The 22,599-nt window shown below is 66.8% G+C and carries 25 protein-coding genes; 8 read left to right on the forward strand and 17 right to left on the reverse strand.

Annotated elements, in window-relative coordinates:
• Position 1: 1 nt before the first annotated feature.
• The 3 genes from AC50X6_RS05005 to AC50X6_RS05015 are packed head-to-tail and all read right to left on the reverse strand — an operon-like array spanning position 2 to position 2,919.
• On the reverse strand, positions 2 to 697 hold the full coding sequence (locus AC50X6_RS05005) for a potassium channel family protein (RefSeq protein WP_494965167.1): 696 nt from the start codon (positions 695 to 697) through the stop codon (positions 2 to 4).
• On the reverse strand, positions 690 to 2,081 hold the full coding sequence (locus AC50X6_RS05010; RefSeq protein ID WP_494965168.1) for a TrkH family potassium uptake protein: 1,392 nt from the start codon (positions 2,079 to 2,081) through the stop codon (positions 690 to 692). The genes AC50X6_RS05005 and AC50X6_RS05010 overlap by 8 nt, the downstream gene beginning before the upstream one ends.
• A 10-nt stretch (positions 2,082 to 2,091) precedes the next feature.
• Complete coding sequence (locus AC50X6_RS05015) at positions 2,092 to 2,919, reverse strand: alpha/beta hydrolase (protein ID WP_494965368.1); 828 nt, start codon at positions 2,917 to 2,919, stop codon at positions 2,092 to 2,094.
• Positions 2,920 to 3,096: 177 nt separating this feature from the next.
• On the opposite strand from AC50X6_RS05015, the gene AC50X6_RS05020 reads away from it, so the two are divergent.
• Positions 3,097 to 4,203 (forward strand): GTP pyrophosphokinase, encoded by a 1,107-nt coding sequence (locus AC50X6_RS05020; RefSeq protein WP_494965169.1) that lies wholly within the window; start codon positions 3,097 to 3,099, stop codon positions 4,201 to 4,203.
• Positions 4,204 to 4,217: 14 nt separating this feature from the next.
• On the opposite strand, the gene AC50X6_RS05025 is transcribed toward AC50X6_RS05020, so the two are convergent.
• The 9 genes from AC50X6_RS05025 to AC50X6_RS05065 all read right to left on the reverse strand — a co-directional run bounded on the left by AC50X6_RS05025 (position 4,218) and on the right by AC50X6_RS05065 (position 12,989).
• Positions 4,218 to 4,958, reverse strand: a complete 741-nt coding sequence (locus tag AC50X6_RS05025) for a Type 1 glutamine amidotransferase-like domain-containing protein (RefSeq protein ID WP_494965170.1) — start codon at positions 4,956 to 4,958, stop codon at positions 4,218 to 4,220.
• A 157-nt stretch (positions 4,959 to 5,115) separates the two neighbouring features.
• Positions 5,116 to 7,146 carry an IucA/IucC family protein gene (locus AC50X6_RS05030; protein WP_494965171.1) on the reverse strand — a complete coding sequence of 677 codons (2,031 nt, stop codon included), beginning with the start codon at positions 7,144 to 7,146 and terminating at the stop codon, positions 5,116 to 5,118.
• Entirely contained in the window at positions 7,143 to 7,706 is a 564-nt protein-coding gene (locus AC50X6_RS05035) for a GNAT family N-acetyltransferase (RefSeq protein WP_494965172.1), read from the reverse strand. The genes AC50X6_RS05030 and AC50X6_RS05035 overlap by 4 nt, the downstream gene beginning before the upstream one ends.
• A complete protein-coding gene (locus tag AC50X6_RS05040) occupies positions 7,703 to 9,061 on the reverse strand; it encodes a lysine N(6)-hydroxylase/L-ornithine N(5)-oxygenase family protein (protein WP_494965173.1) in 1,359 nt (452 codons plus the stop codon). Before AC50X6_RS05040 ends, AC50X6_RS05035 begins: the two co-directional genes overlap by 4 nt.
• Positions 9,058 to 10,614, reverse strand: coding sequence for a pyridoxal phosphate-dependent decarboxylase family protein (locus AC50X6_RS05045; protein WP_494965369.1), 1,557 nt, complete (start codon positions 10,612 to 10,614; stop codon positions 9,058 to 9,060). The genes AC50X6_RS05040 and AC50X6_RS05045 overlap by 4 nt, the downstream gene beginning before the upstream one ends.
• A 124-nt stretch (positions 10,615 to 10,738) precedes the next feature.
• Positions 10,739 to 11,023, reverse strand: coding sequence for a DUF1540 domain-containing protein (locus AC50X6_RS05050; protein ID WP_326966578.1), 285 nt, complete (start codon positions 11,021 to 11,023; stop codon positions 10,739 to 10,741).
• A 315-nt stretch (positions 11,024 to 11,338) separates the two neighbouring features.
• On the reverse strand, positions 11,339 to 11,779 hold the full coding sequence (locus AC50X6_RS05055) for a protein-tyrosine phosphatase family protein (RefSeq protein WP_494965174.1): 441 nt from the start codon (positions 11,777 to 11,779) through the stop codon (positions 11,339 to 11,341).
• A gap of 42 nt (positions 11,780 to 11,821) precedes the next feature.
• Entirely contained in the window at positions 11,822 to 12,058 is a 237-nt protein-coding gene (locus tag AC50X6_RS05060; RefSeq protein ID WP_494965175.1) for a hypothetical protein, read from the reverse strand.
• Positions 12,059 to 12,224: 166 nt separating this feature from the next.
• A complete protein-coding gene (locus AC50X6_RS05065; protein ID WP_494965176.1) occupies positions 12,225 to 12,989 on the reverse strand; it encodes a GNAT family N-acetyltransferase in 765 nt (254 codons plus the stop codon).
• 198 nt (positions 12,990 to 13,187) lie between these two features.
• Between AC50X6_RS05065 and AC50X6_RS05070 the strand changes: the two genes are divergently transcribed.
• The 3 genes from AC50X6_RS05070 (at position 13,188) to AC50X6_RS05080 (ending at position 15,256) form a co-directional block, all read left to right on the forward strand.
• Positions 13,188 to 13,679 (forward strand): hypothetical protein, encoded by a 492-nt coding sequence (locus tag AC50X6_RS05070; RefSeq protein WP_494965177.1) that lies wholly within the window; start codon positions 13,188 to 13,190, stop codon positions 13,677 to 13,679.
• Between the two features lie 31 nt (positions 13,680 to 13,710).
• Complete coding sequence (locus tag AC50X6_RS05075) at positions 13,711 to 14,325, forward strand: hypothetical protein (RefSeq protein WP_494965178.1); 615 nt, start codon at positions 13,711 to 13,713, stop codon at positions 14,323 to 14,325.
• Between the two features lie 82 nt (positions 14,326 to 14,407).
• Positions 14,408 to 15,256 carry an alpha/beta hydrolase gene (locus tag AC50X6_RS05080; protein WP_494965179.1) on the forward strand — a complete coding sequence of 283 codons (849 nt, stop codon included), beginning with the start codon at positions 14,408 to 14,410 and terminating at the stop codon, positions 15,254 to 15,256.
• Between the two features lie 233 nt (positions 15,257 to 15,489).
• Here the strand turns inward: AC50X6_RS05080 and AC50X6_RS05085 are convergent, their stop codons facing one another.
• Positions 15,490 to 16,077 carry a nucleotidyltransferase family protein gene (locus tag AC50X6_RS05085; RefSeq protein WP_494965180.1) on the reverse strand — a complete coding sequence of 196 codons (588 nt, stop codon included), beginning with the start codon at positions 16,075 to 16,077 and terminating at the stop codon, positions 15,490 to 15,492.
• Positions 16,078 to 16,182: 105 nt separating this feature from the next.
• Complete coding sequence (locus AC50X6_RS05090) at positions 16,183 to 16,851, reverse strand: TetR/AcrR family transcriptional regulator C-terminal domain-containing protein (protein WP_494965181.1); 669 nt, start codon at positions 16,849 to 16,851, stop codon at positions 16,183 to 16,185.
• Positions 16,852 to 16,947: 96 nt separating this feature from the next.
• Between AC50X6_RS05090 and AC50X6_RS05095 the strand changes: the two genes are divergently transcribed.
• Positions 16,948 to 17,409, forward strand: coding sequence for a DUF6326 family protein (locus AC50X6_RS05095; RefSeq protein WP_494965182.1), 462 nt, complete (start codon positions 16,948 to 16,950; stop codon positions 17,407 to 17,409).
• On the opposite strand, the gene AC50X6_RS05100 is transcribed toward AC50X6_RS05095, so the two are convergent.
• Complete coding sequence (locus tag AC50X6_RS05100; RefSeq protein ID WP_494965183.1) at positions 17,406 to 17,627, reverse strand: hypothetical protein; 222 nt, start codon at positions 17,625 to 17,627, stop codon at positions 17,406 to 17,408. The genes AC50X6_RS05095 and AC50X6_RS05100 overlap by 4 nt on opposite strands.
• A gap of 78 nt (positions 17,628 to 17,705) precedes the next feature.
• On the opposite strand from AC50X6_RS05100, the gene AC50X6_RS05105 reads away from it, so the two are divergent.
• Both AC50X6_RS05105 and AC50X6_RS05110 read left to right on the forward strand, forming a co-directional pair.
• A complete protein-coding gene (locus AC50X6_RS05105) occupies positions 17,706 to 17,897 on the forward strand; it encodes a hypothetical protein (protein WP_494965184.1) in 192 nt (63 codons plus the stop codon).
• Positions 17,894 to 18,349: a DUF6176 family protein gene (locus AC50X6_RS05110; protein WP_494965185.1), complete on the forward strand. Its 456-nt coding sequence runs from the start codon at positions 17,894 to 17,896 to the stop codon at positions 18,347 to 18,349. Before AC50X6_RS05105 ends, AC50X6_RS05110 begins: the two co-directional genes overlap by 4 nt.
• A gap of 202 nt (positions 18,350 to 18,551) precedes the next feature.
• Here the strand turns inward: AC50X6_RS05110 and AC50X6_RS05115 are convergent, their stop codons facing one another.
• Positions 18,552 to 19,595, reverse strand: coding sequence for an NAD(P)-dependent alcohol dehydrogenase (locus AC50X6_RS05115; protein ID WP_494965186.1), 1,044 nt, complete (start codon positions 19,593 to 19,595; stop codon positions 18,552 to 18,554).
• 190 nt (positions 19,596 to 19,785) lie between these two features.
• Between AC50X6_RS05115 and AC50X6_RS05120 the strand changes: the two genes are divergently transcribed.
• A complete protein-coding gene (locus AC50X6_RS05120) occupies positions 19,786 to 20,721 on the forward strand; it encodes a helix-turn-helix transcriptional regulator (RefSeq protein ID WP_494965187.1) in 936 nt (311 codons plus the stop codon).
• 60 nt (positions 20,722 to 20,781) lie between these two features.
• On the opposite strand, the gene AC50X6_RS05125 is transcribed toward AC50X6_RS05120, so the two are convergent.
• Positions 20,782 to 22,569: a 5-oxoprolinase subunit B/C family protein gene (locus AC50X6_RS05125; protein ID WP_494965188.1), complete on the reverse strand. Its 1,788-nt coding sequence runs from the start codon at positions 22,567 to 22,569 to the stop codon at positions 20,782 to 20,784.
• Between the last annotated feature and the right edge of the window lie 30 nt (positions 22,570 to 22,599).

Raw genomic sequence — 22,599 nt, forward strand, 5'->3', positions numbered from 1 at the left:
GTCACGCCATGGTGCTGAAGCGTTCGGCTTTGGCTTTGCTGCCCTGGACAATGATCTGGTCGTCGTCGTAGAGCACCGTTTGCGCGGTCGTGTGGCCCCAGATCCCGCCGGGACGTTTGACCGCCACGATGGTGATGCCGTACTTGTCCCGGAGGCCCAGTACTCCCAGCGGCCGGTCACGGATCCCGGCGGGCGGGCTGGTCCGGATCATCACGAAATCGTCCTCGAATTCCACATAGTCAAGAATCGAACCCAGGACCAGGTGCGCGACGCGCTTGCCCATGTCGTGCTCCGGCCGGATGACGTGCTCGACGCCGAGCTGGCCCAAGATCTCGGCGTGCGGTTCACTGATGGCCTTGGCCCAGATCTGGGGATGCTGGAATTTCAGGATCCGGGAGGTCGTCAGGATGCTGGCTTCGATATCCGAGCCGATCCCGACCACCGCCCGGTCGAATTCGTGGACGGAGAGCTGGCGCAGCACCTCCTCCTTGGTGGAATCGGCCCTGACCACATGCGTGAGGCGTCGATTGAAGGACTGAACGATTTCTTCGTTGGAGTCGATGCCGAGCACTTCGGTACCCTGTGCCTCCAGTTCCAGGGCCAGCGAGCCGCCAAAACGGCCGAGGCCGATCACCACCACCGAGGATGCCTTGTCGCTGGCGGCGGCGGAGTGGGACGAAAAGATATTCCTAGCCAATGAGGGGCCTTTCCTTGGGGTACTCGTAGAGGGTGGGTCGTTCGCGCAGGGCCAGAGCCGCGCCGAGCGTCACCGGACCCAGCCTCCCGACAAACATCAGCAGGATCAGGACGAGCTGGCCCGCGGGAGGGATTGCGGCGGTGATGCCGGTGGACAGCCCCACCGTGGCGAAGGCCGAGATGACCTCGAAAAGAATCCGCTCCTGCCCGAAGTCGGTGATCAGCATCAGGAACATCGTGGATCCTGTGACCAGGGCGATCGCCAGGAGCACCACGGTGATGGCCTGGCGGTGGACGGCGCGGGACAGTCGCTTGCCGAAAATGTTCACGGCCGTTCCACCCCGCAGCTCGGTGCTGAGGATGAAGAACAGCACGGCGAAGGTGGTGATCTTCAGGCCGCCGGCAGTACCGGCCGGGCCGCCGCCGATAAACATGAGGATGTCCATACCCAGCCAGGAAACCGGATTCATCTGGGCTATATCGACGCTGTTGAAGCCCGCGGTGCGGGTAATGACGGACTGGAAGAAGCCGGCCAGCACCCGCTCGGCAGGATGGAGTCCGCCGAGGGTTGCCGGATTCGCCCATTCGACGGCGGTGAGGAACACGGTGCCGCCTACCAGGAGGATGGCTGAACCGACGAGGACGAGCTTCGTGTTCATACTCCAGTGGATCGGACGCCGGTAATGCCGGCCCAGTTCGAAGAGGACCGGGAATCCGAGTCCGCCGATGATCACCGCGGCGGCTATCGGCAGGCAGATCCAGGGGTCGCCGACGAACCCCATCAGGTTGTCCGAGTACAGGGCAAAGCCGGCGTTGTTGAAGGACGAAATTGAGTGGAAGACCCCGTGCCAGACCGCCTTGCCCAGCGGATAGCCGTACCCGGCCATAAACCGGATGCTGAGAATCAGCGCCAGGGCCGCTTCCACGGCGAGGCTGATGAGCAGCACGCCGACCAGCACGCGGCGGACGTCGCCGAAGCCGCTGCTCTTCGTTTCCGTGGCAGCGGATATCCGGGACTTCAGCCCCAGCCTGCGGGCGGTCAGGACGCCCAGCAGCGTGCCGAACGACATAACACCAAAACCGCCGATCTGGATCAGGACGAGGATGACCACCTGGCCGAATCCGGTCCAGAAGACCGGCGTGTCCACGGTAATCAGGCCGGTGACGCAGATCGAGGAGGTGGCAGTAAACAGCGCCTCCAGAAACGTTGCCCCGCCGTCGCCTGCCTTGGCCACCGGGAGCAAAAGCAGTCCGGTGCCGGCAGCCACTGCACCGGCGAAGCCGAGGACGATCACCTGGGCAGGGTGGCGCGGCGCGAAGGACCGGGCGAACTTGGTGAAGCCCGTCGCCAGGGCGCGCAGGAACGCGGGAACTTCAGCTTGCATAGGGGTCACGCTACCACCGGGCGGGGGCTGCACCGGATGGGGTTCTGCTCAGCAGTTGCTGCACGAGTTCCCGGCACTTCCGGTAGGCGGCGGCCTTTGGGTCAATCAGGGCGAAGTGGTCACCCGGCACTTTGAGGAGCTGGACCGGGGCGCCGGCAGCCTTGGCCGCTGCGACATAGGACTCCGACTGGCTCACCGGAACCGTGTCGTCTTCTGTGCCGTGGACGGCATATACGGGGATACCCAGCGGCAGCGCACTCATGGGGTCCACGTATTTATGCCGTTTGGGGTATTTTTCCGAGGAGCCGCACAGCAGGTTGCTGACCGCACCGTTGCTGAGGTTCAGCCTTTCCGCCTCGGCCAGATTCAGCACCCCTGACTGACTGACGACGCCCGTGAGGTTCACCTCGCCGTCGTCGTCCTTGCGCAGCAGCTGGCGGTCCGCGTCCGGGGCACCGAGCTGCCCGAGCCGGCTTCGTCCGGCCGCCCAGACGGCGAGGTGGCCGCCGGCGGAGTGGCCCAGGGCCACCACGCTGTCCAGTCCAAGTCCGTGGTCAGCCGCTACGTCACGCAGTTTGTCGATCCCGGCCAGCACATCGGAGAAGGTGTTCGGCCAGCCGCCGCCATTGCCGGCGCGGCGGTACTCCAGGTTCCAGGCGGCCATTCCGTGCGCCGCAAGGTCCTTAGCGAGGGGTTCGCCGAGTTCGGCACCGTACTGCGAGCGCCAGTAGCCGCCATGGATGACCACCACAATGCCCTTGGGCACGGCAAGATCCGGCAGGAAGAGTTCCCCCCATTGGCTGGAGTCATCGCCGTAGCTGTACTTGTGCCGCTTCACAGTGTCCTCCTTGGGGCCTGCTGAACAGGCGGCGGAGACTGCCCCCAGAGTCGCGGCCGCTGCGGCCGCGATCAAAGCCCGACGCCGCACATCAGCCATGGGGAGAGCCTACCTTGGGTGCCGCGCGGCGGGGCGTAAGGCAGCGCCGTCGTCGTACCTCCGCCGTAAGCTGGACGCATGGCGAGTAACTGGGATCGGCTGGAACCGAGCCTGCGCGAATCCGTGCAGGAAAACGTGGAACTCTACGAGCGGGTCCGCCCTGCCCTGAAACTGGTGACCCGCGAGGTCCTGCTGACGCTGCGGTCCATGCTCAAGGGCACCGAGGTGACCCCGCTGTTCGTCACCGGCCGCACCAAGACCGTGGAATCCTTCCGCGAGAAGATCTCCCGCACCGAGGAGCCGCTGGAGCCCGGCGGCCCTCCGGTACTTAAGTTCCCCGACCCGTTCCGGACCCTGAATGACATGGTGGGCATCCGCGTGATCACCAAGCTGCCGGCGGAAAACGCGGTGGTGGCCAACCTGATCAAGCGCCAGCGTCAGCTCTTCGACTGCCGCGGGGACCGCGAGAAGGACATCGGCTCGATCGAGTCGGGGACCTACGGCTACTCCAGCCGGCACCTGATCCTGCGGACCATCCAGAACGAGGCCGTCAAGGAGTACCAGCAGGCCGTTAATCCTGATGTCCAGCCGAACGGCAGCTACTTCTTCGAATGCCAGATCCGCACCGTGTTCGCGCATGCCTGGAGCGAGATCGAACACGACATCCGCTTCAAGGCCGAGGACCCGCGTGCCTGGACCCCGCACTTCGACCGCCAGTTCACCGCCACGGCCGCCATGCTCGAAACCGTGGAAGGGGCGTTCGCTGACCTGCACGAGCGCTACGAGGAGGTCCGCAGCTACTGGGACATGGACGGCGAAGGAGCCGCGCCGCTCACCCCGAACCGGATCCGCGACGTGTGGCGGACGCTGCTGCCGCACGTGGACCGGAAGGTCGACGACGACTGGGGCTGGGCCGCCGAACTCATGGCCGCGCACGGGCTCAACCAGACCATGCAGCTCGCCGGGCTGCTCAGAGCCAACCGGATCACCGAGGTCCGCAAGGCCCTGGACCACCGCTACTCCCCCGGCCCGGACCGGCTGCTGGATGACCTGCTGCTCTGGCAGTACGGCACCAAACACATCGAACTCACCGCTGAACCGGCCGACGCCGTCCCGCACCCGCGGCGCGACAGCCTCCTGCGGCGGCTGAAGCAGATTGAGCGGTACCGGCTGACGGAGGGGTAGGGAACGCGCTGATCCTAGAGCGCGGTCGGCTCCAGCCGTTCCTCGAGCACTTCAGCGGTTGGGCCTCCGGACTTTTCCAGCCGCACCCGGTAGGCGGCTTTGCCTGGCACTTCGGTGACCGCTTCGACGAGTCCGGTCCCGCGGTAGAGCAAGCCTACGCCGTCATCGGTGCAGTGGGTCTCGCCTAACGTCCCGTCCGCCACCAGACGGTGAACGAGGGGACGGCGTGCAGCTTCGGAATCGTAATGGACCCCGTTGTCGTACGGCAGCAGCCCCAGCCCGTTGCCCACAGCGCGAAGCTCGGGTCCGAACGAATCGGTGGTCCCGCCGTCGAACCAGCAGATCGATCCGGCCGACACCCCTGCCAGCACTACTCCTGCCTCCCAGACGCGCCGGAAGATGTCATCCAGCTGGTGGGCGCGCCAGACGGCGAGGAGGTTGACCACCGAGCCGCCGTTGACCCAGACGACGTCCTGGCCGAGCAGGTATTCCTCGACGTTGTCCACGTTGGGCATGGTGAACAGGTTCAGGTGGGTGAGCCGGAAGCCTGCGGCGTTCCCCGCTTCGCTGATCTCGTTGTTGAACCACCGCTGATCCCCGCTGGCGGTGCCGACGTGGGCAACTTTGGGCGCCCGGCCGGTGGCACCGGACAAGTCCACCGCGTGATGGACCAGCTTGTTGAATTCCAGCCGTGTCCGCGCCCCAGGTTTGTAGCCACCGGAGGTCGCAAGAATTGTCGGGCTTTCGGCAGCCATGGCGGGGTCCTCCTTGGACGGGGAAGTGCGGTCGTGGAGTCGAGCGTACAGGCGGCCGGACCTCCCGGGCTTTTTCGATGCGCAAATTCCCCGGCGCTACCGGAATTCCGGTAGCGCCAGGGGATTTGCGCGTCGCAGGGCGGGTTGCGCGTCGGGGTCAGGCGAAGCGCGCCAGGGGGTTCCGCAGCCGGCCGGATTTCTGCAGGCCACCGGACGGGTCGGTGAGGTCCAGCATCTGCTGGTTGTTGCGCAGCTGCAGCCGGTTCAGGCAGGACAATTCGAAATCCTCCGCGAACAGTTCATGCCGGGCAAACTGTTCCGCGAGCTCGGGGTGCTCGCCCTGGTAGCTCCGGAGGACGGCCGCGGCGGTCCGCCAGAACTCGTCGCCGCTGAGCTTGCCGTCTTCCTCCAGCAGGGCGCTGAGGAACCGGAAGATACAGTCGAAGACGTCGGTGAAGATGGCGAGGACCATCTCCTCGTCGGGGATCTCCACCTTAATCCGTGCCACATCTTCGGGCAGATCCAGCCGGTCACCCATGACCACGATCTCCTCGGCGATGTCCTTCATGACGGCACTGACCGGGACGCCGTTTTCCAGGATCAGGATGACGTTCTCGCCGTGCGGCATAAAGGCCAGCTCGTGGGAATAGAGGCAGTGCGCCAGCGGGACGAGATAAGCCTCGAAGTATCGGCGCAGCCACTCCGCGGGTTCCAGGCCGGAACGCTCGATCAGCGCGGAAACCATCGGCTTGCCCGCGGCGTCAATGTGCAGGAGCGCGGCCATGGTGGTCAGTTGCTGCCCCTGTTCCAGCAGGGGCAGCGGACTCTCCCGCCACAGCGCGGAGAGCATCTTCCGGTACGGCGAATCCTTGGCGGTTGCCGCCTCGTAGTAGCCGTTGTGATAACCGATGGCAGCAACTTCCCGGATCACTTTCAGGCCGCGCTTCTGCAGCGCGGCGTCACTGTGGATCAGCCCGTGGAGCCAGTCGTTGATGGCCGGCGTGGCTTTCATGTACTGCGGTGACAGGCCCCGCATGAAGCCCATGTTCAGCACCGACATGGCGGTCTTCACGTAGCACTTCTCCGGCGACACCGTGTTGAAGAACGTCCGGATGGATTGCTGGGCCTGGTAACGGTCCGCCGTGGTCCCCAGATGGACGATGTGCCGCTGCGCTAATTCGGCGGCGAAGGTCACGGTGAGCTTGTTGTCCCATTGCCAGGGGTGGACCGGCATCAGGAAGTACTCCGCCGGATCCAGTCCCCGGGCGCCGAGCTCTGCGGTGAAGTACGCGACGGCGGGCGTCCCCAGTTCGGCGTCGAGGTGGTTCCGGTAGCCGAGCCCCCCGCTGGCGGTGAAGACGGCCTTGCTCCGGTGCACCGCGATCCACTCCAGCTGCACGGGGGCGCCGGCCTCGGGCGCAAAGGCGCGGAAGTCGGCAATACCTAAGCCCAGCCGGCCGTTGTTGGCCACGAAGCAGGGGTGGCCTTCGGTCATGCTCCGCTCGATGGCCTGGAAGTCGATGGCGGCGTCGGCCCCGCCGGTCACGCCGGCTGCCAGCTCCCCGGCAGACGGCTGGCCCCTCCACTGCTTGTACGCGTGGCTGGCAAGCGTGCTGCTGATTTCCTCGAGATAGACCGCGAGCATCTCCTCGCGGATTCCCAGGCTGCCCCGGAATTCCGTGATGAAGCGCAGGGCATCGAGCTCAAGCCCCTCCTCCGCGGGACATGCCCCTTCTTCGGCCCCCGTACCGGGCATATCGGAACGTGCCCCCGCGTCGAGGCGGCGGATGGACATGTCCGCGATGGACCAGTGCTCGAGCTCCAGTTTCCGGGCCGTAAAGCGGTACTCCACGGCGCCGTCGTCACTGATGATGCGGTAGTCGGCCGGTTTCCGCGCGACCCCCGGGGCGTCCGGGCCGGGTTCGTCCTGGCCGGGTACGTCCGGGCCGGGTTCGACCAGGCCGGGCCGTTCGGCCCCACGCCGTTCCGGCCCAGGTTTGCCAGGCCCGAACCCTTCAGCTCCACACCCCTCCGGCACCACGAGTTCCGGCACCAGGATCCGTTCGTGCGAGAACTCGGCGAGTGCCTTGCGGATGAGATGCCGGTTGGCGGCGGCCCAGCGTTCCGGCGTCAGATGGGCTGCGGCGGTGCTGGAGGTCAGAACGAATTCACGTGCGGCGGTGGTCATAGTGGTGCTCCCTGGCGGGTCGGGGACAGGTGAAGCCCGGTGCGGGCCGAGTGGAAGGCTTTCCGGGTGCAGAAGCTGAGCAGCGCCCGCTTGCCGGGTAGCTCCACGAATCCGGCGGGCTCGAAGCCCAACCGTGCGTTAAGAATGTGGATTTTCGTGTTGCGGGCGTCGGGTTCCACCACAATGCGCTCCACCTCCGTGGCGGCAAAAAGCCGTTCCAGGGCGGCTTCCATGACGGCGGCGGTGAAGCCCGGCCGGACCGGGCCGGCCGGCGGGGCGACCAGGAGGTGCATCCCGAGATCCCCCTGTTGGACGGAGTACACAGGGGCCAGCGGCGACAGCGCCGGACGGTATTCCTCCAGCAGGAGGGCGGGGACGCCGTCGTCGAGCCCCAGCAACGCGTGGTGGTGACCGCTCGACTGGATTCTTGAGTACTCCGCCACGACGTCGTCCACGGTGCAGCCGAGCATGCCCCAGAAACCGGCGTACTCCCGTGTCACCCAGCTGTGGAGGAGCGGCGCGTCGGCCACTGGATCCAGGCAGCGGAACGTGAAGCTCATGCCGAAACGTCCGCTGTTTCGGGGAAGCCCGCCGGGGATCCTGGCTGCGGCGGCGGGCCGAAGTGCTGGAACGCGATGCTGCGCTCCACCGGATAGATCTCGCGGCCCGTGATCTCGCGCAGGATGCAGGAGTTGCGGTAGGCGGCCATGCCCAGGTCCGGCGTGACGAAGCCGTGGGTGTGCAGTTCGGCGTTCTGGACGAATATCTCGCCGGGTTCGACGCCGGTGCTGTAGTTGCGCTCCACGGCGAACCTGCCGTTACTGTCCCGCGCGATCCGGTCCTGTACCCCCGCCAGGAACGCCGGTTCCCGGTACGCGTAGCCGGTGGCGAGCACCACGGCCCCGGTCTCCAGCGCGTAGCCGGCGCCGGTCTCCGCATGCCGCAGCCGCAGCGTGTGAAGTCCCGCCGCCGCGTCCCAGGAGGCGCCGGTGAGCGCCGAGTGGGTGAGCAGCCGGGTATCCACCATCCCGGAGAGGCTCTTGGTGTACAGGAGGTCGTAGATGGCGTCGATGAGCTCGGAATTGATGCCCTTGTAGAGGTTTTTCTGGCTCTTGACGAGGCCGTCGCGCTGCTCCTGCGGGAGAGCATGGAAGTAGTCCACGTACTCCGGCGACGTCATTTCCAGCGTCATCTTGGTGTATTCGAGCGGGAAGAACCGGCCGGACCGGGTGACCCAGTTCAGCTGGTAGTCATGGACGTCGATCTCCTGCAGCAGCTCGTAGTAGATTTCCGCGGCACTTTGCCCGCTGCCCACGATCGTGATGCTTTGCTGGCGCTGGAGTTCACTCTTCCGGGGCAGGTACCCGGCGTTGTGGAGGACCAGCCCGCCGCCGTCGATGATGCCGTCACAGGCCGCCGGAACAAACGGCGAGGTTCCGGTGCCCAGCACCAGCCGCCGAGCGTGCAGCACCTCCGGCCCGTCCGGACCGTCCACCGCCAGCCGGTAGACGCCGCCGTCATACGTTATCCCCCGGACGTCCGTGCCGAAGCGGACGGACTCCAGCTGGCCGGCCACCCACTGGCAGTACTGGTTGTACTCGGCGCGCAGGGGGTAGAAGCTTTCGCGGATGTAGAAGCGGTAGAGCCGTCCCGTCTGCTTCAGGAAGTTCAGGAAGGAAAAGGGCGACGTCGGATCGGCGAGGGTCACCAGATCGGCCAGGAAGGGAACCTGCAGGTGGGCCGGTTCCAGCATCATTCCGGGGTGCCAGTCGAAGGATTCCCGGCGTTCCAGGAAAATGCCGTCCAGCCCGTCGACGGGCTCGCTCAGCGCCCCGAGGCCGAGGTTGAAGGGCCCGACGCCGACGGCGGCAAAGTCGTGGACGCGCTGCGGCGCCTGTGCGCTGCGGGCGCTCATGCCCTCGCCTCCTGCCGGGCGAGCAGCGACGCCCCGGTGGACCGCAGCAGCTCGAGGATGCCGCGGATGTCCTCCAACGTCGCCTCGGCATTGAGCAAGGTGAACTTCAGGTAGTGCCGGCCCGCCACCTTCGTACCTGCCACGACGGCCTCTCCGGAGGCAAAGACGGCGGAGCGGATGTCCTGGTTAAGGCCGTCCGCGGCCTCGTCGGACACGCGGCTGCCGTCCGGGTGAAGCGGCCGGAAGCGGAACACCAGGGTGCTCAGTTGGGGCGGTGCGGCGATTTCAAAGTCGGGGTCCGAGGCCAGCACCGCCCCCACGTCCGATGCCAGGTCAATGGCCTCGTCGAAGAGCGCGCCGAGCGCGCCGGCTCCCATGATCCGCAGCGTCAGCCAGAGTTTCAGGGCGTCGAAACGGCGGGTGGTCTGAATGCTCTTGTCCACCTGGTTGGGTCGGTCGACGGCGGCGGCCGGGTTCAGGTAGTCGGCGTGGTATTTCACATACCGGAGCGTGGCCGCGTCACGGACCAGGAGGGCACTGGAACTGACCGGCTGGAAAAACGTTTTGTGGAAGTCGACGGTGACCGAATCTGCCCGGTGGATCCCGTCCAGCAGGTGCCGGTGCCGGCCGGACACCATCAATCCGCCGCCGTACGCCGCATCCACGTGGAACCAGGCGCCGGACCCGCGCGCCGCTGCGGCCAGCTCCGCGAGGGGATCAATCGCGCCGAAGTCGGTGGTGCCGGCCGTGGCCACAATCGCCATCGGCACCAGTCCCTCGTCCCGGGCCTGTGCCAATTTGCCGGTCAGGGCACGGGGATCCATCCGGTGGTCCGGCCCGCACGGCACCGGCACGACGGCGTCGTACCCCAGCCCCAGCATCGACGCAGATTTCTCGATGCTGAAGTGGCTGTCCGCCGAGGTAAAGATGCGCAGCTTCTCCAGGAGCGACGGCAGCCTGAGCCCGTCATTTTCCGGATCCAGCCTCTGCCATTCCACGGCCTGGTTCCGGGCTAGCAGCAGGGCCTGGAAATTGGACTGGCTCCCGCCCGAGGTGAAGACGCCGTCCGCGGCTGCTCCCAGCCCAAGCTGCGCTGCGGCCCAGGCTATGAGCCTGCGCTCAATCAGCGTTGCACCGGCGCTCTGATCCCAGGTGTCCATCGAGGAGTTCACCGCAGACAGGACAGCCTCGGCAACGAGGGCCGGGATGACGACGGGACAGTTCAGGTGGGCCGCGTACTTTACATCGTGGAAGTAGACGGCATCCCGGAGGTAGACCTCCTCCAGTTCCTCGAGCGCAGCCGCAGTATCGGGCAGCGGGGTGTCGAGATCCACGCTGTCGACCCGGGACTTCATCTCGCCGGGCGTGACACCGGTGAACGGACGCGTGCAGCGCGATACCTTGGCGGCCGCAGCCTCCACACCCTGCAGCACCTGGGCCGAATACCGGGCCGCGTTGCGGGCATTGAAAAGGTGGGCGGTGGCCGATTTCACCAGCTCCGTCCGGGACTCACACAGGGTCGCCGGCCCGGGCGGGGATGCGTGATTGGGCACAGGAGTTCGAGGCGTCACAGAGGAATCCTTTGGTTGACGTTGTCAATACTTAGCCAACCCTTACTTAGGCGCACCTTAACGTCAAGTTTGTATGACTTAATTCCTCCGGGCGCTGTGTTCGGCCCTATCTGTGGGCGTAGGTTAGGCAGTCGGCATTGTCGGCGCCGGGCCCGACATGCACCTCGGCGGCATTGCACATCAAGTGGTCGTTATTGGCACATTCAGAGCGCTGGCAGGCTCCGACGTCGGCCAGCACCTTGGGCAGGCCGCCGTGGACGCCGATATCGATGAATGTGGCGCAGGAGGCGTGATTTTCGGCACCGCCCACCGTGATGGCGGCGGCGTTGCACGAAGAGTGATCGTTGAAAGAGCAATTGCTAACGCTGCAGTCGGCTACGTGAGTGCTCATTGGAAGGTCCTTCGTGGTCTGGCCACCCGGGCTGGGCGGCTCCTTTAGTCCACGGTAGGCCCGGTCTGCGCAATCAAAAAGACCCAATTGTGTGAGCTAATTTGTCGGGGGTGGCGGGGCGGTCCTCACCGGGTCCTCACCGGGTCCTCACCGGTCCTGCCCCAGTCCCGACCGGCCCGCGGAGGGTGACGGGCCGGCAGGCGCGGCCCCGTCGCGTCTTCGACGCGCGAAATTCCTGGCGCTACCGGAATACCGGCCGCGTCAGGAATTATGCGCGTCATGGTGGGGTTGGCGCGTCGCGGGGTGGTTCGCGCGTCATGCCTTCGGGCCCTGGAACCTCGCAACGTACCGCCGCTGCCATGGTGTCTCCACGGCACCCGGGAGGTAGTTCCGGCGGACGAAGGACACCGCGTCTGCTGCCGGCACTCCGTCCAGGATGGCGATACAGGCGAGGGCGGTACCGGTTCGCCCGCGGCCGCCCAAGCACGCGACCTCAACCCGCCCGTCCGCGGCACGGCGCCAGGCGTCCGTCAGCGCAACGAGGGTGTCGGCGTCGTCGGCCGGCAGCCGGAGATCCCGCCACCGGACCCATCGGGAGTCCCAGCCGGGCGGCTCCGGAGCCTCGCCCAGCAGGTAGAGCCCAAAGCCGGGGTACGGGCCGGCCGGAAGCGGCCTGCGCAGGCCGCGGCCGCGGATGAGGCGGCCGGATGGAAGTTCGAGGACTCCCTCCGTCCCAGCCTCCCACGTCTGCGTCATGCTCCCGAGGGTAGCCCCTGCCGCTGGTGAATTGCGGCTGCCTCAACGATCGCCGGGTGCTTCGCCGTTTCCGACGGCCTCAATCCAGTCGACGGCCTCGTCCGAGAAATGAAAGCCAGAGGGCCCGATCTCCCCCACCCACCAGGCGTCGAAATCGACAGAGCCGCCGGCATTCGCGATCTCAACCAGAGTCTCCGCCGGAACTGCGTCGCCGTTGTTTTCAATCAGCCGTTCCCGCGTCGAGGGCCGCAGCTTTGGCCACCATTGCTCGATACTCATCGCCGCAGTTTGTCATGGCCCGGCGTCCGCTGATAGCCGGGCAGGACCAGTGCGGGCCGGGGCACCGCACCTGCCAGTCAGCCGTGTCCGTTGACCGTGCGGACAGCTCGGGCCCTGTCTGACGTCGTCCACTCGGGCGCCCGGGAATCCGGCGAGCTGCGGGATCTCAGCGGCGCCAGCAAAACGGCGTCGTCGTTGACACTCGGAGCAGGCCGTAGCGTTCCAGAATCGGTCGCGAATATTCCGTTGAATCGCTGTGGATGAACCTTTTGCCCAGCGACAAGGCGGCTCGAGCCCGGGCCGCGGTGACGGCGCGGTAAATCCCCCGGCCGCGCCATTCTTCGCGTGTAGCCCCGCCCCAAATGCCCGCGAATTCCGTGTCCGGAACCGGTTCCAGACGGCCCGCACTGACAATCAGCCCCCGATATTCGGCCACCCACAGTTCCATCCCGTCGTCGTGGGCCACCCGACGCAGGATTGCGTCAGCATTGCCGTCGGAGACGGGACTACTGAAAACCTTGTCCTGCATGGCGCTCATGGCCCGGATATCCGGTTCTTCGGTCACTCTCCGCAGGCTCACACCGGGCGGGAGGGTGACATCCACACCCAGCGCGCTGGCCGGGCCGATCATGATCGACTCTGCCTCTTCAGGCATAAATCCGTTCTTGAGCAGCGCCGCACTGAGCCCGGGCGCATGATCGTGACCGCGGGTCTTCCACTCGACCCGCACGATTGCCGGATCCCCACGGTAGAACGCAAGCGCTTCCACCACCCACTGCGCGATCGTTTCGGCGCTGGCTCCGTCCAGGTCTTGATAAGTCACAAAACCCCGGCCGCCGGCAAAGGTCACAAGACGCAGGGGACCCAGCCACTCGACGGCGATCGCGCCGGGGGTCTCCGCATCCGTTCGGAGCTGCTGATCGTAGGCCATGAGCAGCTGTTTCGAAGTAGTCATCGGCCTCCACGGTACAGCGGCGGCAAAGCGGCGGTTCAGCATCCGGATCCGGAGCCGGGATTGCCGGCCAGTCGTTTGCCCCGGTCCCGGGGCGCCACCTTCGCTCCACGAAAGACCCCTGGCCCCACTGCGCGGACTCAAGCGGTCCGTCGGAAATCTGTCTAGACTGGCGCAATGAGGTCGAATTGGGGGATCTTCGGCTCTGCCGCCGTCGTCATGGTTGCCGGCCTGCCGCTGACCGCTTGTGGCGTGACCGACGTCGTTTGCCCGGCAGTCGGATGGGTCAGCACCATCACTGTGCGGCTCGAAGGTGACATCACCGCCGTCGACCGCGTTGAACTGTGCGCCCAGGAGGGCTGCTCGGTTCCCGACGTAGCCCCGCCTCAGCCCGCTTCACCGAAATCGGCGGTTCCCAGCTCTCCGGTGGACCCTTCGCCGTCCACGGCCCCCTTCACTTTCACCCGGACGGCGGTCAATTCCTGGTTGTTCACCGTCCGTGGCCACTTGCCCGGCGAAGTCACAACTCGCGTGCTCGCCAACGACGGCACGCTGACCGCCGAGCGGCAGTCCCGGCTGGAATGGACCAGGGTGGGCGGCTCGGAAGAATGCGGCGGTCCCATGGCAACACAACCCATCACTCTCCGCCTCGCAGGCCTGGCGCAGTGACTGCGGCCGCCCAACAACAAAAGGATCTTCCATGACCTTCTTCCAGGACTTCCCGGTGCCGCCCGCTCCCCCGCGTGGGCGGGCAGAGACGTACGTGCCGCCGGCCTGGGCCGGAGCCCCGCCGTACGAACTCCCGGGCGTAGTACACATCGGTCAGTTCCTGCACCGGAGCCCCACGATGGTGATGTCCGTCAAGAGCGCGGACGTCTTCTCAACGGGTTGTTCCTTCGACCTGTCCTGGACCATCCGTCGGGGTGAACAGACGGATGAGGAGTGGGCAGATCTCAACGCCGTGTTCTTTCGTCCCTGGCCGGGCGCCCGCAGCGGCTCCGGCGGAGCTTCGACGCTCCTGTTCGGCGCGGCTTTCCCCGACGGTTCAAAATCGAGCACCGGCTCGCACCCGTTCGGATTGTTCGAAGGCACCGAGGAGCCGGCTCCGCCGGTCCTCCTGTTGCGAAACGGAGGCGGGAACGGCGGCGACGACGAGTTCTCCGGCTCGGGCACGCTCTGGCTCTGGCCGCTGCCACCGGCCGGGAAACTCCGGCTGGTCGCAGAGTGGAAAGACTTCGGCCTGGCGGAGTGCTCCATTTCCTTTGACAGTTCCCAGCTACACGACGCCGTGCCCGGCGTGCAGAAATTCTGGTGACCGCGCTTCCAACCCCGCAATGGAGCTTCCTCCCGCACGGCAAGGACTGCCATACCGCTGAGCCGGACTTATGATCGGCGTCATGGGATCGCCCGGAATTCCCCGACGGCGCCTGCTGGGGCTCGGAGCCGGCGCCGTGGCCGCCGCGTCGGTCGCCGCGTCGCTCGCAGGATGCGCCGGCGGGACCTCGTCCAGCAATGCCCCGCCCGTAGCATTGCGCGCCGGCAGTTTCACGTCACGGTTTCGCCCGCGGGAACTTACGGGTTGGTCCATGGCAATGGCGGACTCCACCGGTGGCGCCGTCCCCGGCTCCCTGCCAGTGGCTCTCTTCCTGCATGGCGCGCACGCGGACCACCGTATGGTCTTCGACGACCTGGACGCGGCCCGAGTACTGGCACGGCATATAGCGCGCGGCGGGACGCCCTTCGCGATCGCGGCTGTGGACGGAGGCGAAAGCTGGTGGCACCGCCGCGCCTCAGGCACAGACACGCCGTCCATGCTGATGGAAGAATTCCTCCCGTTGCTGGCCGGCCAGGGAATCGACACCGGCAGGCTCGCAGTTTTCGGCCTGTCGATGGGCGGTTTCGGCGCCCTGCTCCTTGCCGCCCAGCACCGCCTCCCAGGTCTCCGCGCCGTGGCCGCCATGAGCCCAGCAGTCTGGAGCCTGTACGACGCCGGCCGGTCCGACAATTTTGACAACGCCGCGGACTTTGCGGCCAACGACATCTTTGCCCTACGGCCGGAGCTGACGGCACTGCCGAAGAGAATTGACTGTGGCACAGCCGACAACCTGCTCTTCAGCGTGAAGGACTATGTGCAGGACCTCCCGGGTGAGCACTCGGGAGGTTTCCAGGACGGCGGCCACGACACCAGCTACTGGCGATCCATCCTCCCGGATGTCGTCTCGTTCCTGGGCCGGAACCTGGCCTGATGCAGGCCGTGGGCGGCAGACGATCGGCAGGTCAGCGCGATGGGGCTGACCAACAGCGCGCTTCGGACGCCCGGCTATGACTGTGAACTTTGTGCGGCGGCTAAATCGCAGCCTGAAATGGCGGCCTTGCTATGCACTTCGCGGAACCTGGAACGGTTCCGGAGCCGCGTCCAGACGGAGGAGCTGTCGCGCGGCGGGGGCGCCGGGCGCCGGGCGGGGCGGCGGGGGCGTTCCTAAACCTGTACCGTGGGCCACGGCAGGACCGTCAGCGAGGGCCATTCCGTGCTCCACCGCCTGGTTTTAGTCAAGTACACGTCCCTGGGCGCCAGCACTGGGTTCGGCACCACTTTGCGGGCGAAGAGGTCATCGTAACCGTACGGCGCATACGTCGTGAGGCCACCGTTTTCGTCCGCCGTGACTGCGAAGCAACAGGTCTTCGCGGCGAAGTGATTTATGGCGTCGGCGGTGCTGGTGAACGGCACCGCGGGAACCCCGAAATGCTCCTCGTACCAGAGATGCACGCGGGCTTCGTTGCGGACTTCGACCTCCGCGCCCAGGTCCCTGAAAAGATTTCGCGCCCGGCGGATCACCGCGTCTTCCGCCTCATACGAGGTGTCCTCGTCAAAATAGAACAGATCGTAGTCCCGGATGCCGGCACCGGGGTCCCGGCCGTCCAGTACGTTCCAAACGGTCTGGAACAGCGCCCCGGCAGTCAGCCACCAGTCCCCGACACCGAGCCCCGGCGCCAATTGAAGGATCTGCCGGTTGACCGGATTACTTTGGATATAGCCCAGAAAGAGTCGCTCATCATCGGAAGTCACCCGCTCATCCTGCCCCAGCCTGGCCGCGCACGCCGGAATCAGGCGCGGTGTTTCCGCCGCTTCCGGGGGCACCCGGCTGCGGCGCGAGGTCCTGCGGTGGTTGTGCTAATGCTCGCGCAGCCCGGACTTCGCGTCGGCGACCCGACGCTCCAGGCCCTCCAGCAGCAACTCCAACCCGTAGTCGAACTCGTTCGCGAACGCGTAGCCGCCATCGCCCAGCAGCTCGGCGAGCGAGCGCACGAGATACGGATACTGCTCCGCCGACGGCGCGACCTTGGCGGCGAACGCCCCCTCGGCGCCGTCCCCCGGTTCGAACGGCAGGCTCGTCTCGGTCAGCGCGAACCCGTACACGTAGGCGTCGATCGCGGAGAACGCGTGTGTCGCGAGCGCGGCGCTGAAGCCCTCGGTCATAAGCACGCCAATCAGCCGGTCGTGGTGCTGCAGCAGCGCCGGGCCCGGGTTGGGGCGCGATTCCATCATCCCGAGCGCCCACGGATGAGCGGTGAGCACCGACCGTGCCGATCGCGCCCGGGCGGTCATCGCCTCCCGCCAGGTATCGCCGACCTCGGGCATCTCGATCCTCTCGAACACCCAGTCGGCCAGGTCATCAAGCAGTGCCTCCTTGCTTGGGACGTGGTGGTAGAGCGACATCGCCTCCACGCCGAGCACCTTCGCGACACTGCGCATGCTCACGGCAGGTACCCCCGCGCGGTCGGCGACGGCGGCGGCGGCGTTGACGATCCGGTCTCTACTCAGGGGTGTGCGTGGCGCCATAGTCCCATCCTTGCGCACTTACGGGCGTAAGACTAAACTCATGATCGACCCTTACATGCGTAAGTCTTGCGTTCGACGAACCCCGAGAGGTCCATCATGTCCAGAATCAGCACCACCGCCACCGATGTCGCCGCGGCATCCAAGGCCGCCGGCCGCCTGCCGCGGATCGACGTGCGCCTGCGGATCGCCGCGCTTTGGGCCGCCACGATGCTCGTCTTCGCCTACGTCGATTTGTTCTCCCTGTACCGCCCGGACGTGCGCGCCGGCCTGGAGCAGGGGACCATCGCGGTTTTCGAGGTCGGTCAGGTCTTCCTGCTTCTCGTCACCGTCTACGTTGCGGTGCCCGCCGCGATGGTCTATCTCAGCCTGGTTCTGCCGCACCGGGCCAACCGAATCGTGAACATCGTGCTCCCCGCGCTCTACGGCGTGACCATCATCGGCGCCGCGATCGGCGAATGGGGGTACTACGTCTTCGGCAGCGTCATCGAGGTGGTGCTGCTCGCGCTCGTCATCGTGCACGCGGCGCAGTGGCGCAGAGTGCCCGCCGCTGCTCGCTAACTGCGCATTTCCGCGCGGTCGTGAATGCGATGCGGTGAAGCCGTGATTTGTCCGAAGACCGGTTCGACGATGGCTTTGCGCCGGGCGTAGACGGCCATGCCCTTCTTCGTTTTCAGTTCCGGGCCATCCGATCGGTCGGGGTCGCGTCCGCCGGGAACCTGCCCCTGGGCGATGCCGGGACGGGTTGGTGGTGTTTCATCCGCCGGGTGGGAAACCACACTCCGGAACAGGAGAAGAGCCGTCGTATAGGCTGAGCGCGAGCGGGCTGCTGATCAGCCCACGTATTGGGGGGGCGGATGGACAACACCACCACACTATTGACCGCCGGCGCCGTCACTGCCGGCCTGAGCGCGCTCACTCAACTTCTGTTTGTGATGACCAAGCTTCCCGTCATCTCTTGGTCAGATCTTCTGGGCGGAATTTTCGCAGCTGTCATCACAGCCGTTCTGCTCGTGCTTCTGCGGGGACGGCTCCGGCGTTCGGCATGACCGAAAGAGAACCGTTCACCCCCTTCCGCCCGGAACCACGGGACTGGTCCCCGGATCACCCGAAGCCGATTTCCGTACCCGACGGGCTCCGGCTGGAGCTCAGCCGCTCCCCGATAGTCCCCGGCAAGGAGGTCGAATTTGAGCAGTGGATGGCGGCGCTCAACGATCGCTACGGCGAGCACGAAGGCGCGCTGTCCAATGAACGACAGGTCTTCGAGGCGACGTTCAAGCACCGTGAAGCCGACGGCACCCTGTGGATGTATCACGTGAGTCTGATGGGTAGCGAAAGCGGGGGCCTCGACGAGTCCCGCCCGCTGGATGCCCTGCACGCCGCCTACAGCCGCCGGGTCAAACAACCCGGATGGGAAGAACTGACCCCGATGTTCATGCTCGCACCGGGACACATCAGCGAAGCCATGGCGCGCTGGGGACGAACCGGATCAATCGACTGACCATACCTGCAAGCCGCGGCCCCGGCATCGGGCCGGTCCACACCCTCTGCGTCGCCGGCATGCTCCGGCATTCGCGCCCCGCCGCCGTCCTGCAGTGCGACCGTCGAACAGGCGCGGGCATGGAACAACCTTCGTCCCGGCGGAGAACAAAAAGGGGGCCCGGCCGGTTCGAACCGGCCGTGCCCCCTTCTCCTGGAGTGGACTACACCAGGGTGGAGGTATCAATCACGAAGCGGTACCGCACATCGGAGGCGAGCACCCGCTCGTAGGCCTCGTTGATCTTCCCGGCCGGGATGACCTCGATCTCAGCGCCCAGCTTGTGCTCGGCGCAGAAGTCGAGCATTTCCTGGGTCTCCCGGATGCCGCCGATCAGCGAGCCGGCGAACGACCGCCGGCCGCCGATCAGCGAGAACACGTTGAGGGAGAGCGGCTCCGCCGGAGCGCCGACGTTGACCATAGCTCCGTCAACGGCAAGCAGGGACAGGTAGGCGTTCAGGTCGATCTTCGCGCTGACCGTGTTCAGGATCAGGTCGAAGGAGCCGGCCAGCTGCTCGAATGTGGACTCATCGTTGGTGGCGAAGTAGTGGTCCGCGCCCAGGCGCAGCCCGTCTTCCTGCTTCTTCAGCGACTGCGACAGCACTGTGACCTCGGCGCCCATCGCATGCGCGATCTTGACCCCGACGTGGCCCAGCCCGCCCAGGCCCACGATCGCGACTTTCTTGCCGGGGCCGGCACCCCAGTGGTTCAGCGGCGAGAAGGTGGTGATGCCGGCGCAGAGCAGCGGCGCCGCGACGTCGAGCTCCAGGCCTTCCGGGATCCGCACCACGAAGTCCTCGGTGACCACAACGTGCGTGGAGTAGCCGCCTTGGGTGACGGTGCCGTCACTGTCCACGACGCCGTAGGTGCCGATGTTGCCCTTCACGCAGAACTGCTCTTCGCCCTTCAGGCAGTTGACGCATTCGCGGCAGGAGTTGACCATGCAGCCGACGCCCACCCGGTCGCCGACGGCGTGCCTGGTGACGGCCGGGCCGACCTCGCTGACGATGCCGGCGATTTCGTGGCCCGGAACCAGCGGGTAGCTGGCCGGTCCCCAGTCGCCGCGGGCGGTGTGGATGTCCGAGTGGCAGATGCCGGCGAACTTGATGTCGATCAGGACGTCGTGCGGGCCCACGTCCCGGCGCTCGATGGTGGTGGGAACGAGGGGTTCCGTCGCCGAGGTGGCGGCGTAAGCGTTAACGGTCAGCATGGATCTCCTGCATGTGGATGGTTCAGGGGGTTGCCCCGGCGTTCGGCACCGGTCAGGTGCGGCCTTTCGGCCCGGACGTCATCGGGGGCAGTATCCATCAAACACGAATGGCTGCCCGTGAGGGAGGCCCTGCTGATAGGGGTACTGGCAGGGCCTCCCTCACGGCGCCGCACCCCCTAACGTTAAAGGCATGGACAATCAGAGCGAGACGCGTGACTTTCTGGCCACCCGGCGGGCCAAAATCACTCCCCAGCAGGCGGGACTGCCCTTCTACGGCGGTACCCGCCGGGTCCCAGGACTGCGGCGCGGGGAAGTCGCCATGCTGGCCGGAGTCAGTGTGGAGTATTACACCCGGCTGGAACGGGGAAACCTCTCCGGCGTCTCCGAGGGCATCCTGGAATCCCTGGCGAGGGCGCTGCAGCTGGATGAGGCGGAACAGGCGCACCTGTTCGATCTGGCCCGGGCCGCGAGCACCGCCCGCAAGCCGCCGCGCCGCCGCGCCGCCGCCCAGCCCGTCCGCGCGGGCGTGCAACTCATGCTCGACGCGATCACCAACGCACCGGCGTTCGTTCACAACGGGCGCCTGGACGTCCTCGCCGCCAACCAGCTCGGATTTGCCCTGTATTCCGAGATGTACATCAGCCCCGTCCGGCCGGCCAACCACGCCCGTTTCATCTTCCTCGACCACCGTTCGGTCGACCTCTACCCGGACTGGGACCGCGCCGCCAATGACACGGTGGCCATCCTGCGCACCGCGGCCGGCCGGGACCCGTACGACCGCGGCCTGACCGACCTGGTAGGGGAACTGTCCACCCGCAGCGAGGAGTTCCGTACCCGGTGGGCCGCCCACAATGTGCGCCAGCACTACACGGGACTCAAGCATCTCCGGCACCCTGTGGTCGGTGACCTCCACCTCATGTATGAGGCCCTGGACCTCTCGGCCGACGCCGGGCTGTCGCTGCTCGTTTATACCGCCGAGCCCGGCTCGACCACCGAGGACGCCGTTCGGGTGCTCGCCAGCTGGGCCGCGACCCAGCAGTCGGAGACGCAGGAGGCCGGGGTACTGCCGTCACAGGCGCAGCAATCAGCCGCTACCCGATCAGGGCCAGCACCGCTCCAGCAGTAACGGAGGCCAGCCGCGTGTCGTCGAAGGTCCGGGCACCCCGGATGGCCATTTTCTCCGCGTTCAGCGATCAGGACCCGTCGCGTCAGTTGTTCGCTTTTCGTTTAGAGGCGTGACCTGTTCGGGAGACATCCGGCCGGGAGCCCAGCGGAAGCGAATCGTGCCGCCGATCGGGACCTGGGCTGCGGTGTCGAGCTGGTGGTCCACCACGACGGCGATCACCGGGTAGCCGCCGGTGACGGGGTGGTCGGCCAGGAAGAGCACTGGCAGCCCTTCCGGCGGAATCTGGATGGCCCCGGCGACAGTGCCCTCGCTGGGAAGTTCACCGCTCCGGCTGCGTGCCAGCGGGGTCCCAGTCAAGCGCATGCCCACCCGGTTGGACTGCGGCTTCACCTCCCAGTCCTGGCCGGTCAAGGAATCCTGGGCGTCCTGATCGAACCAGTCGGCGCGTGGGCCGGGGACGACGTCGAGAACAGTCACCCCGGCGCCCGGGTAGTCCGGCTGCAGTTCGGGGTGTCCCACGACGCCGGATTCGGCTTCGCCGCCGGCGGCGATGAACTGGCCTGCGGCCAGTGGTGCCGGTCCGATGCCGGACATGGTGTCGGTGGAACGGCTGCCCAGCACCGGCGCGGCGTCCACGCCGCCGCGGACGGCCACGTAGCTGCGAAAGCCGGTCCTGGGCTGGCCGATACTCAGGATTTCGCCGTCCAGCAGCGCGAAGGGGGTGGCCATCGGGGCGGTCCGCTGCACGGCTTCGCCGGCTTCCACGGCTTCCCCGTCGGAATAGACCTCCGGCGGCGGGCCGATGGTCAGCTCCGACGGCGCGCCGGCAACGGCGAGAATCTGGTCCCCGACGGCCCGGATCAACAGGCCCCCGGCGACGGTCTCGATCGCGGCCGCCGAGGGCGCGTTGCCGACGAGGCGGTTGGCCCGGCGGAGCGAAGCCCGGTCCAGTGCCCCCGCCGCGGAGACGCCCAGGGCGGAATAGCCGTGCCGGCCGAGATCCTGGATGAGGCTGTGCAGGCCCGGGAACACGATCCGGAGACCGGAGGCAATGTCCGGGGAAGAACCTTGCGGAGTCGCCATTTCCGGCGACGAAGCATCCGGCGACGAAGCATCCGGCGCCCCAGTATTCGGCGACACCGCTTCCGCGGGAACCGCAACTGGTTCCGCCAGCGCCACGGCATCCCGGACGACGCGGAACTGCACGCGGTGGCCGGGGGCAGCCAGGGCAGGCTGCTCCCGGTCCAGGTCCCACATTTTCGCGCCGGTGCGGCCGATCAGCTGCCAGCCGCCGGGTGAACGTCGCGGGTACACGGCTGAGTAATTCCCGGCCAGCGCCACCGAACCGGAGGGGACGGCGGTGCGCGGGGAGCTGCGCCGCGGCACCTCAAGCGCTTGGTTCTGCCCCACCATGTAGCCGAAGCCCGGGGCGAAGCCGGCGAAGGCAACGGTCCAGATCTGCCCGGTGTGGGCTGCGACCACTCCGTCCGTTCCGAGTCCGGTCAGCTCCCCAACCTCGGCGAGGTCCCCGCCGTCGTACACGGTGTCAATGACCACCAGCTCACCGTCCCGCTGCACAGGGGCAGTGAGCTCGAAACGAAGCAGCCGGGCGGCGATCCGCCGGGCCGAAGCCGGCGAGTCCGCGGTGACCAGGACAGTTTCGGCGGCGGCCAGGACGTCAAGCTGTCCCGGCAGCGGGTTTTCGAGCAACAGCGCCTGCAGGGCGAGCACGTCCTGGGTGCCGGAGAGCTCGGCGAGGACCGCCCGGGTTCCCACCGCCCGCACGGAACTCACTTTGTGCGCTGCCGCCTGCTGTCCTGCCGGGATTTCCGCTGCTCTCTCGATCATCAGTTGCTTTCATCGTGCCTGTTGCCGGCG

It is taken from the genome of Pseudarthrobacter sp. HLT1-7, from assembly GCF_059383435.1.

What these genes read in the sequence shown, in the direction of transcription:
- AC50X6_RS05010 (WP_494965168.1), bottom strand. Translation starts at nt 2,081, where the DNA reads ATGCAAGCTGAAGTTCCCGCGTTCCTGCGCGCCCTGGCGACGGGCTTC.
- AC50X6_RS05020 (WP_494965169.1), top strand. Translation starts at nt 3,097, where the DNA reads ATGGCGAGTAACTGGGATCGGCTGGAACCGAGCCTGCGCGAATCCGTG.
- AC50X6_RS05025 (WP_494965170.1), bottom strand. Translation starts at nt 4,958, where the DNA reads ATGGCTGCCGAAAGCCCGACAATTCTTGCGACCTCCGGTGGCTACAAA.
- AC50X6_RS05030 (WP_494965171.1), bottom strand. Translation starts at nt 7,146, where the DNA reads ATGACCACCGCCGCACGTGAATTCGTTCTGACCTCCAGCACCGCCGCA.
- AC50X6_RS05035 (WP_494965172.1), bottom strand. Translation starts at nt 7,706, where the DNA reads ATGAGCTTCACGTTCCGCTGCCTGGATCCAGTGGCCGACGCGCCGCTC.
- AC50X6_RS05040 (WP_494965173.1), bottom strand. Translation starts at nt 9,061, where the DNA reads ATGAGCGCCCGCAGCGCACAGGCGCCGCAGCGCGTCCACGACTTTGCC.
- AC50X6_RS05050 (WP_326966578.1), bottom strand. Translation starts at nt 11,023, where the DNA reads ATGAGCACTCACGTAGCCGACTGCAGCGTTAGCAATTGCTCTTTCAAC.
- AC50X6_RS05055 (WP_494965174.1), bottom strand. Translation starts at nt 11,779, where the DNA reads ATGACGCAGACGTGGGAGGCTGGGACGGAGGGAGTCCTCGAACTTCCA.
- AC50X6_RS05060 (WP_494965175.1), bottom strand. Translation starts at nt 12,058, where the DNA reads ATGAGTATCGAGCAATGGTGGCCAAAGCTGCGGCCCTCGACGCGGGAA.
- AC50X6_RS05065 (WP_494965176.1), bottom strand. Translation starts at nt 12,989, where the DNA reads ATGGCCTACGATCAGCAGCTCCGAACGGATGCGGAGACCCCCGGCGCG.
- AC50X6_RS05070 (WP_494965177.1), top strand. Translation starts at nt 13,188, where the DNA reads ATGAGGTCGAATTGGGGGATCTTCGGCTCTGCCGCCGTCGTCATGGTT.
- AC50X6_RS05075 (WP_494965178.1), top strand. Translation starts at nt 13,711, where the DNA reads ATGACCTTCTTCCAGGACTTCCCGGTGCCGCCCGCTCCCCCGCGTGGG.
- AC50X6_RS05080 (WP_494965179.1), top strand. Translation starts at nt 14,408, where the DNA reads ATGGGATCGCCCGGAATTCCCCGACGGCGCCTGCTGGGGCTCGGAGCC.
- AC50X6_RS05090 (WP_494965181.1), bottom strand. Translation starts at nt 16,851, where the DNA reads ATGGCGCCACGCACACCCCTGAGTAGAGACCGGATCGTCAACGCCGCC.
- AC50X6_RS05095 (WP_494965182.1), top strand. Translation starts at nt 16,948, where the DNA reads ATGTCCAGAATCAGCACCACCGCCACCGATGTCGCCGCGGCATCCAAG.
- AC50X6_RS05105 (WP_494965184.1), top strand. Translation starts at nt 17,706, where the DNA reads ATGGACAACACCACCACACTATTGACCGCCGGCGCCGTCACTGCCGGC.
- AC50X6_RS05110 (WP_494965185.1), top strand. Translation starts at nt 17,894, where the DNA reads ATGACCGAAAGAGAACCGTTCACCCCCTTCCGCCCGGAACCACGGGAC.
- AC50X6_RS05115 (WP_494965186.1), bottom strand. Translation starts at nt 19,595, where the DNA reads ATGCTGACCGTTAACGCTTACGCCGCCACCTCGGCGACGGAACCCCTC.
- AC50X6_RS05120 (WP_494965187.1), top strand. Translation starts at nt 19,786, where the DNA reads ATGGACAATCAGAGCGAGACGCGTGACTTTCTGGCCACCCGGCGGGCC.
- AC50X6_RS05125 (WP_494965188.1), bottom strand. Translation starts at nt 22,569, where the DNA reads ATGATCGAGAGAGCAGCGGAAATCCCGGCAGGACAGCAGGCGGCAGCG.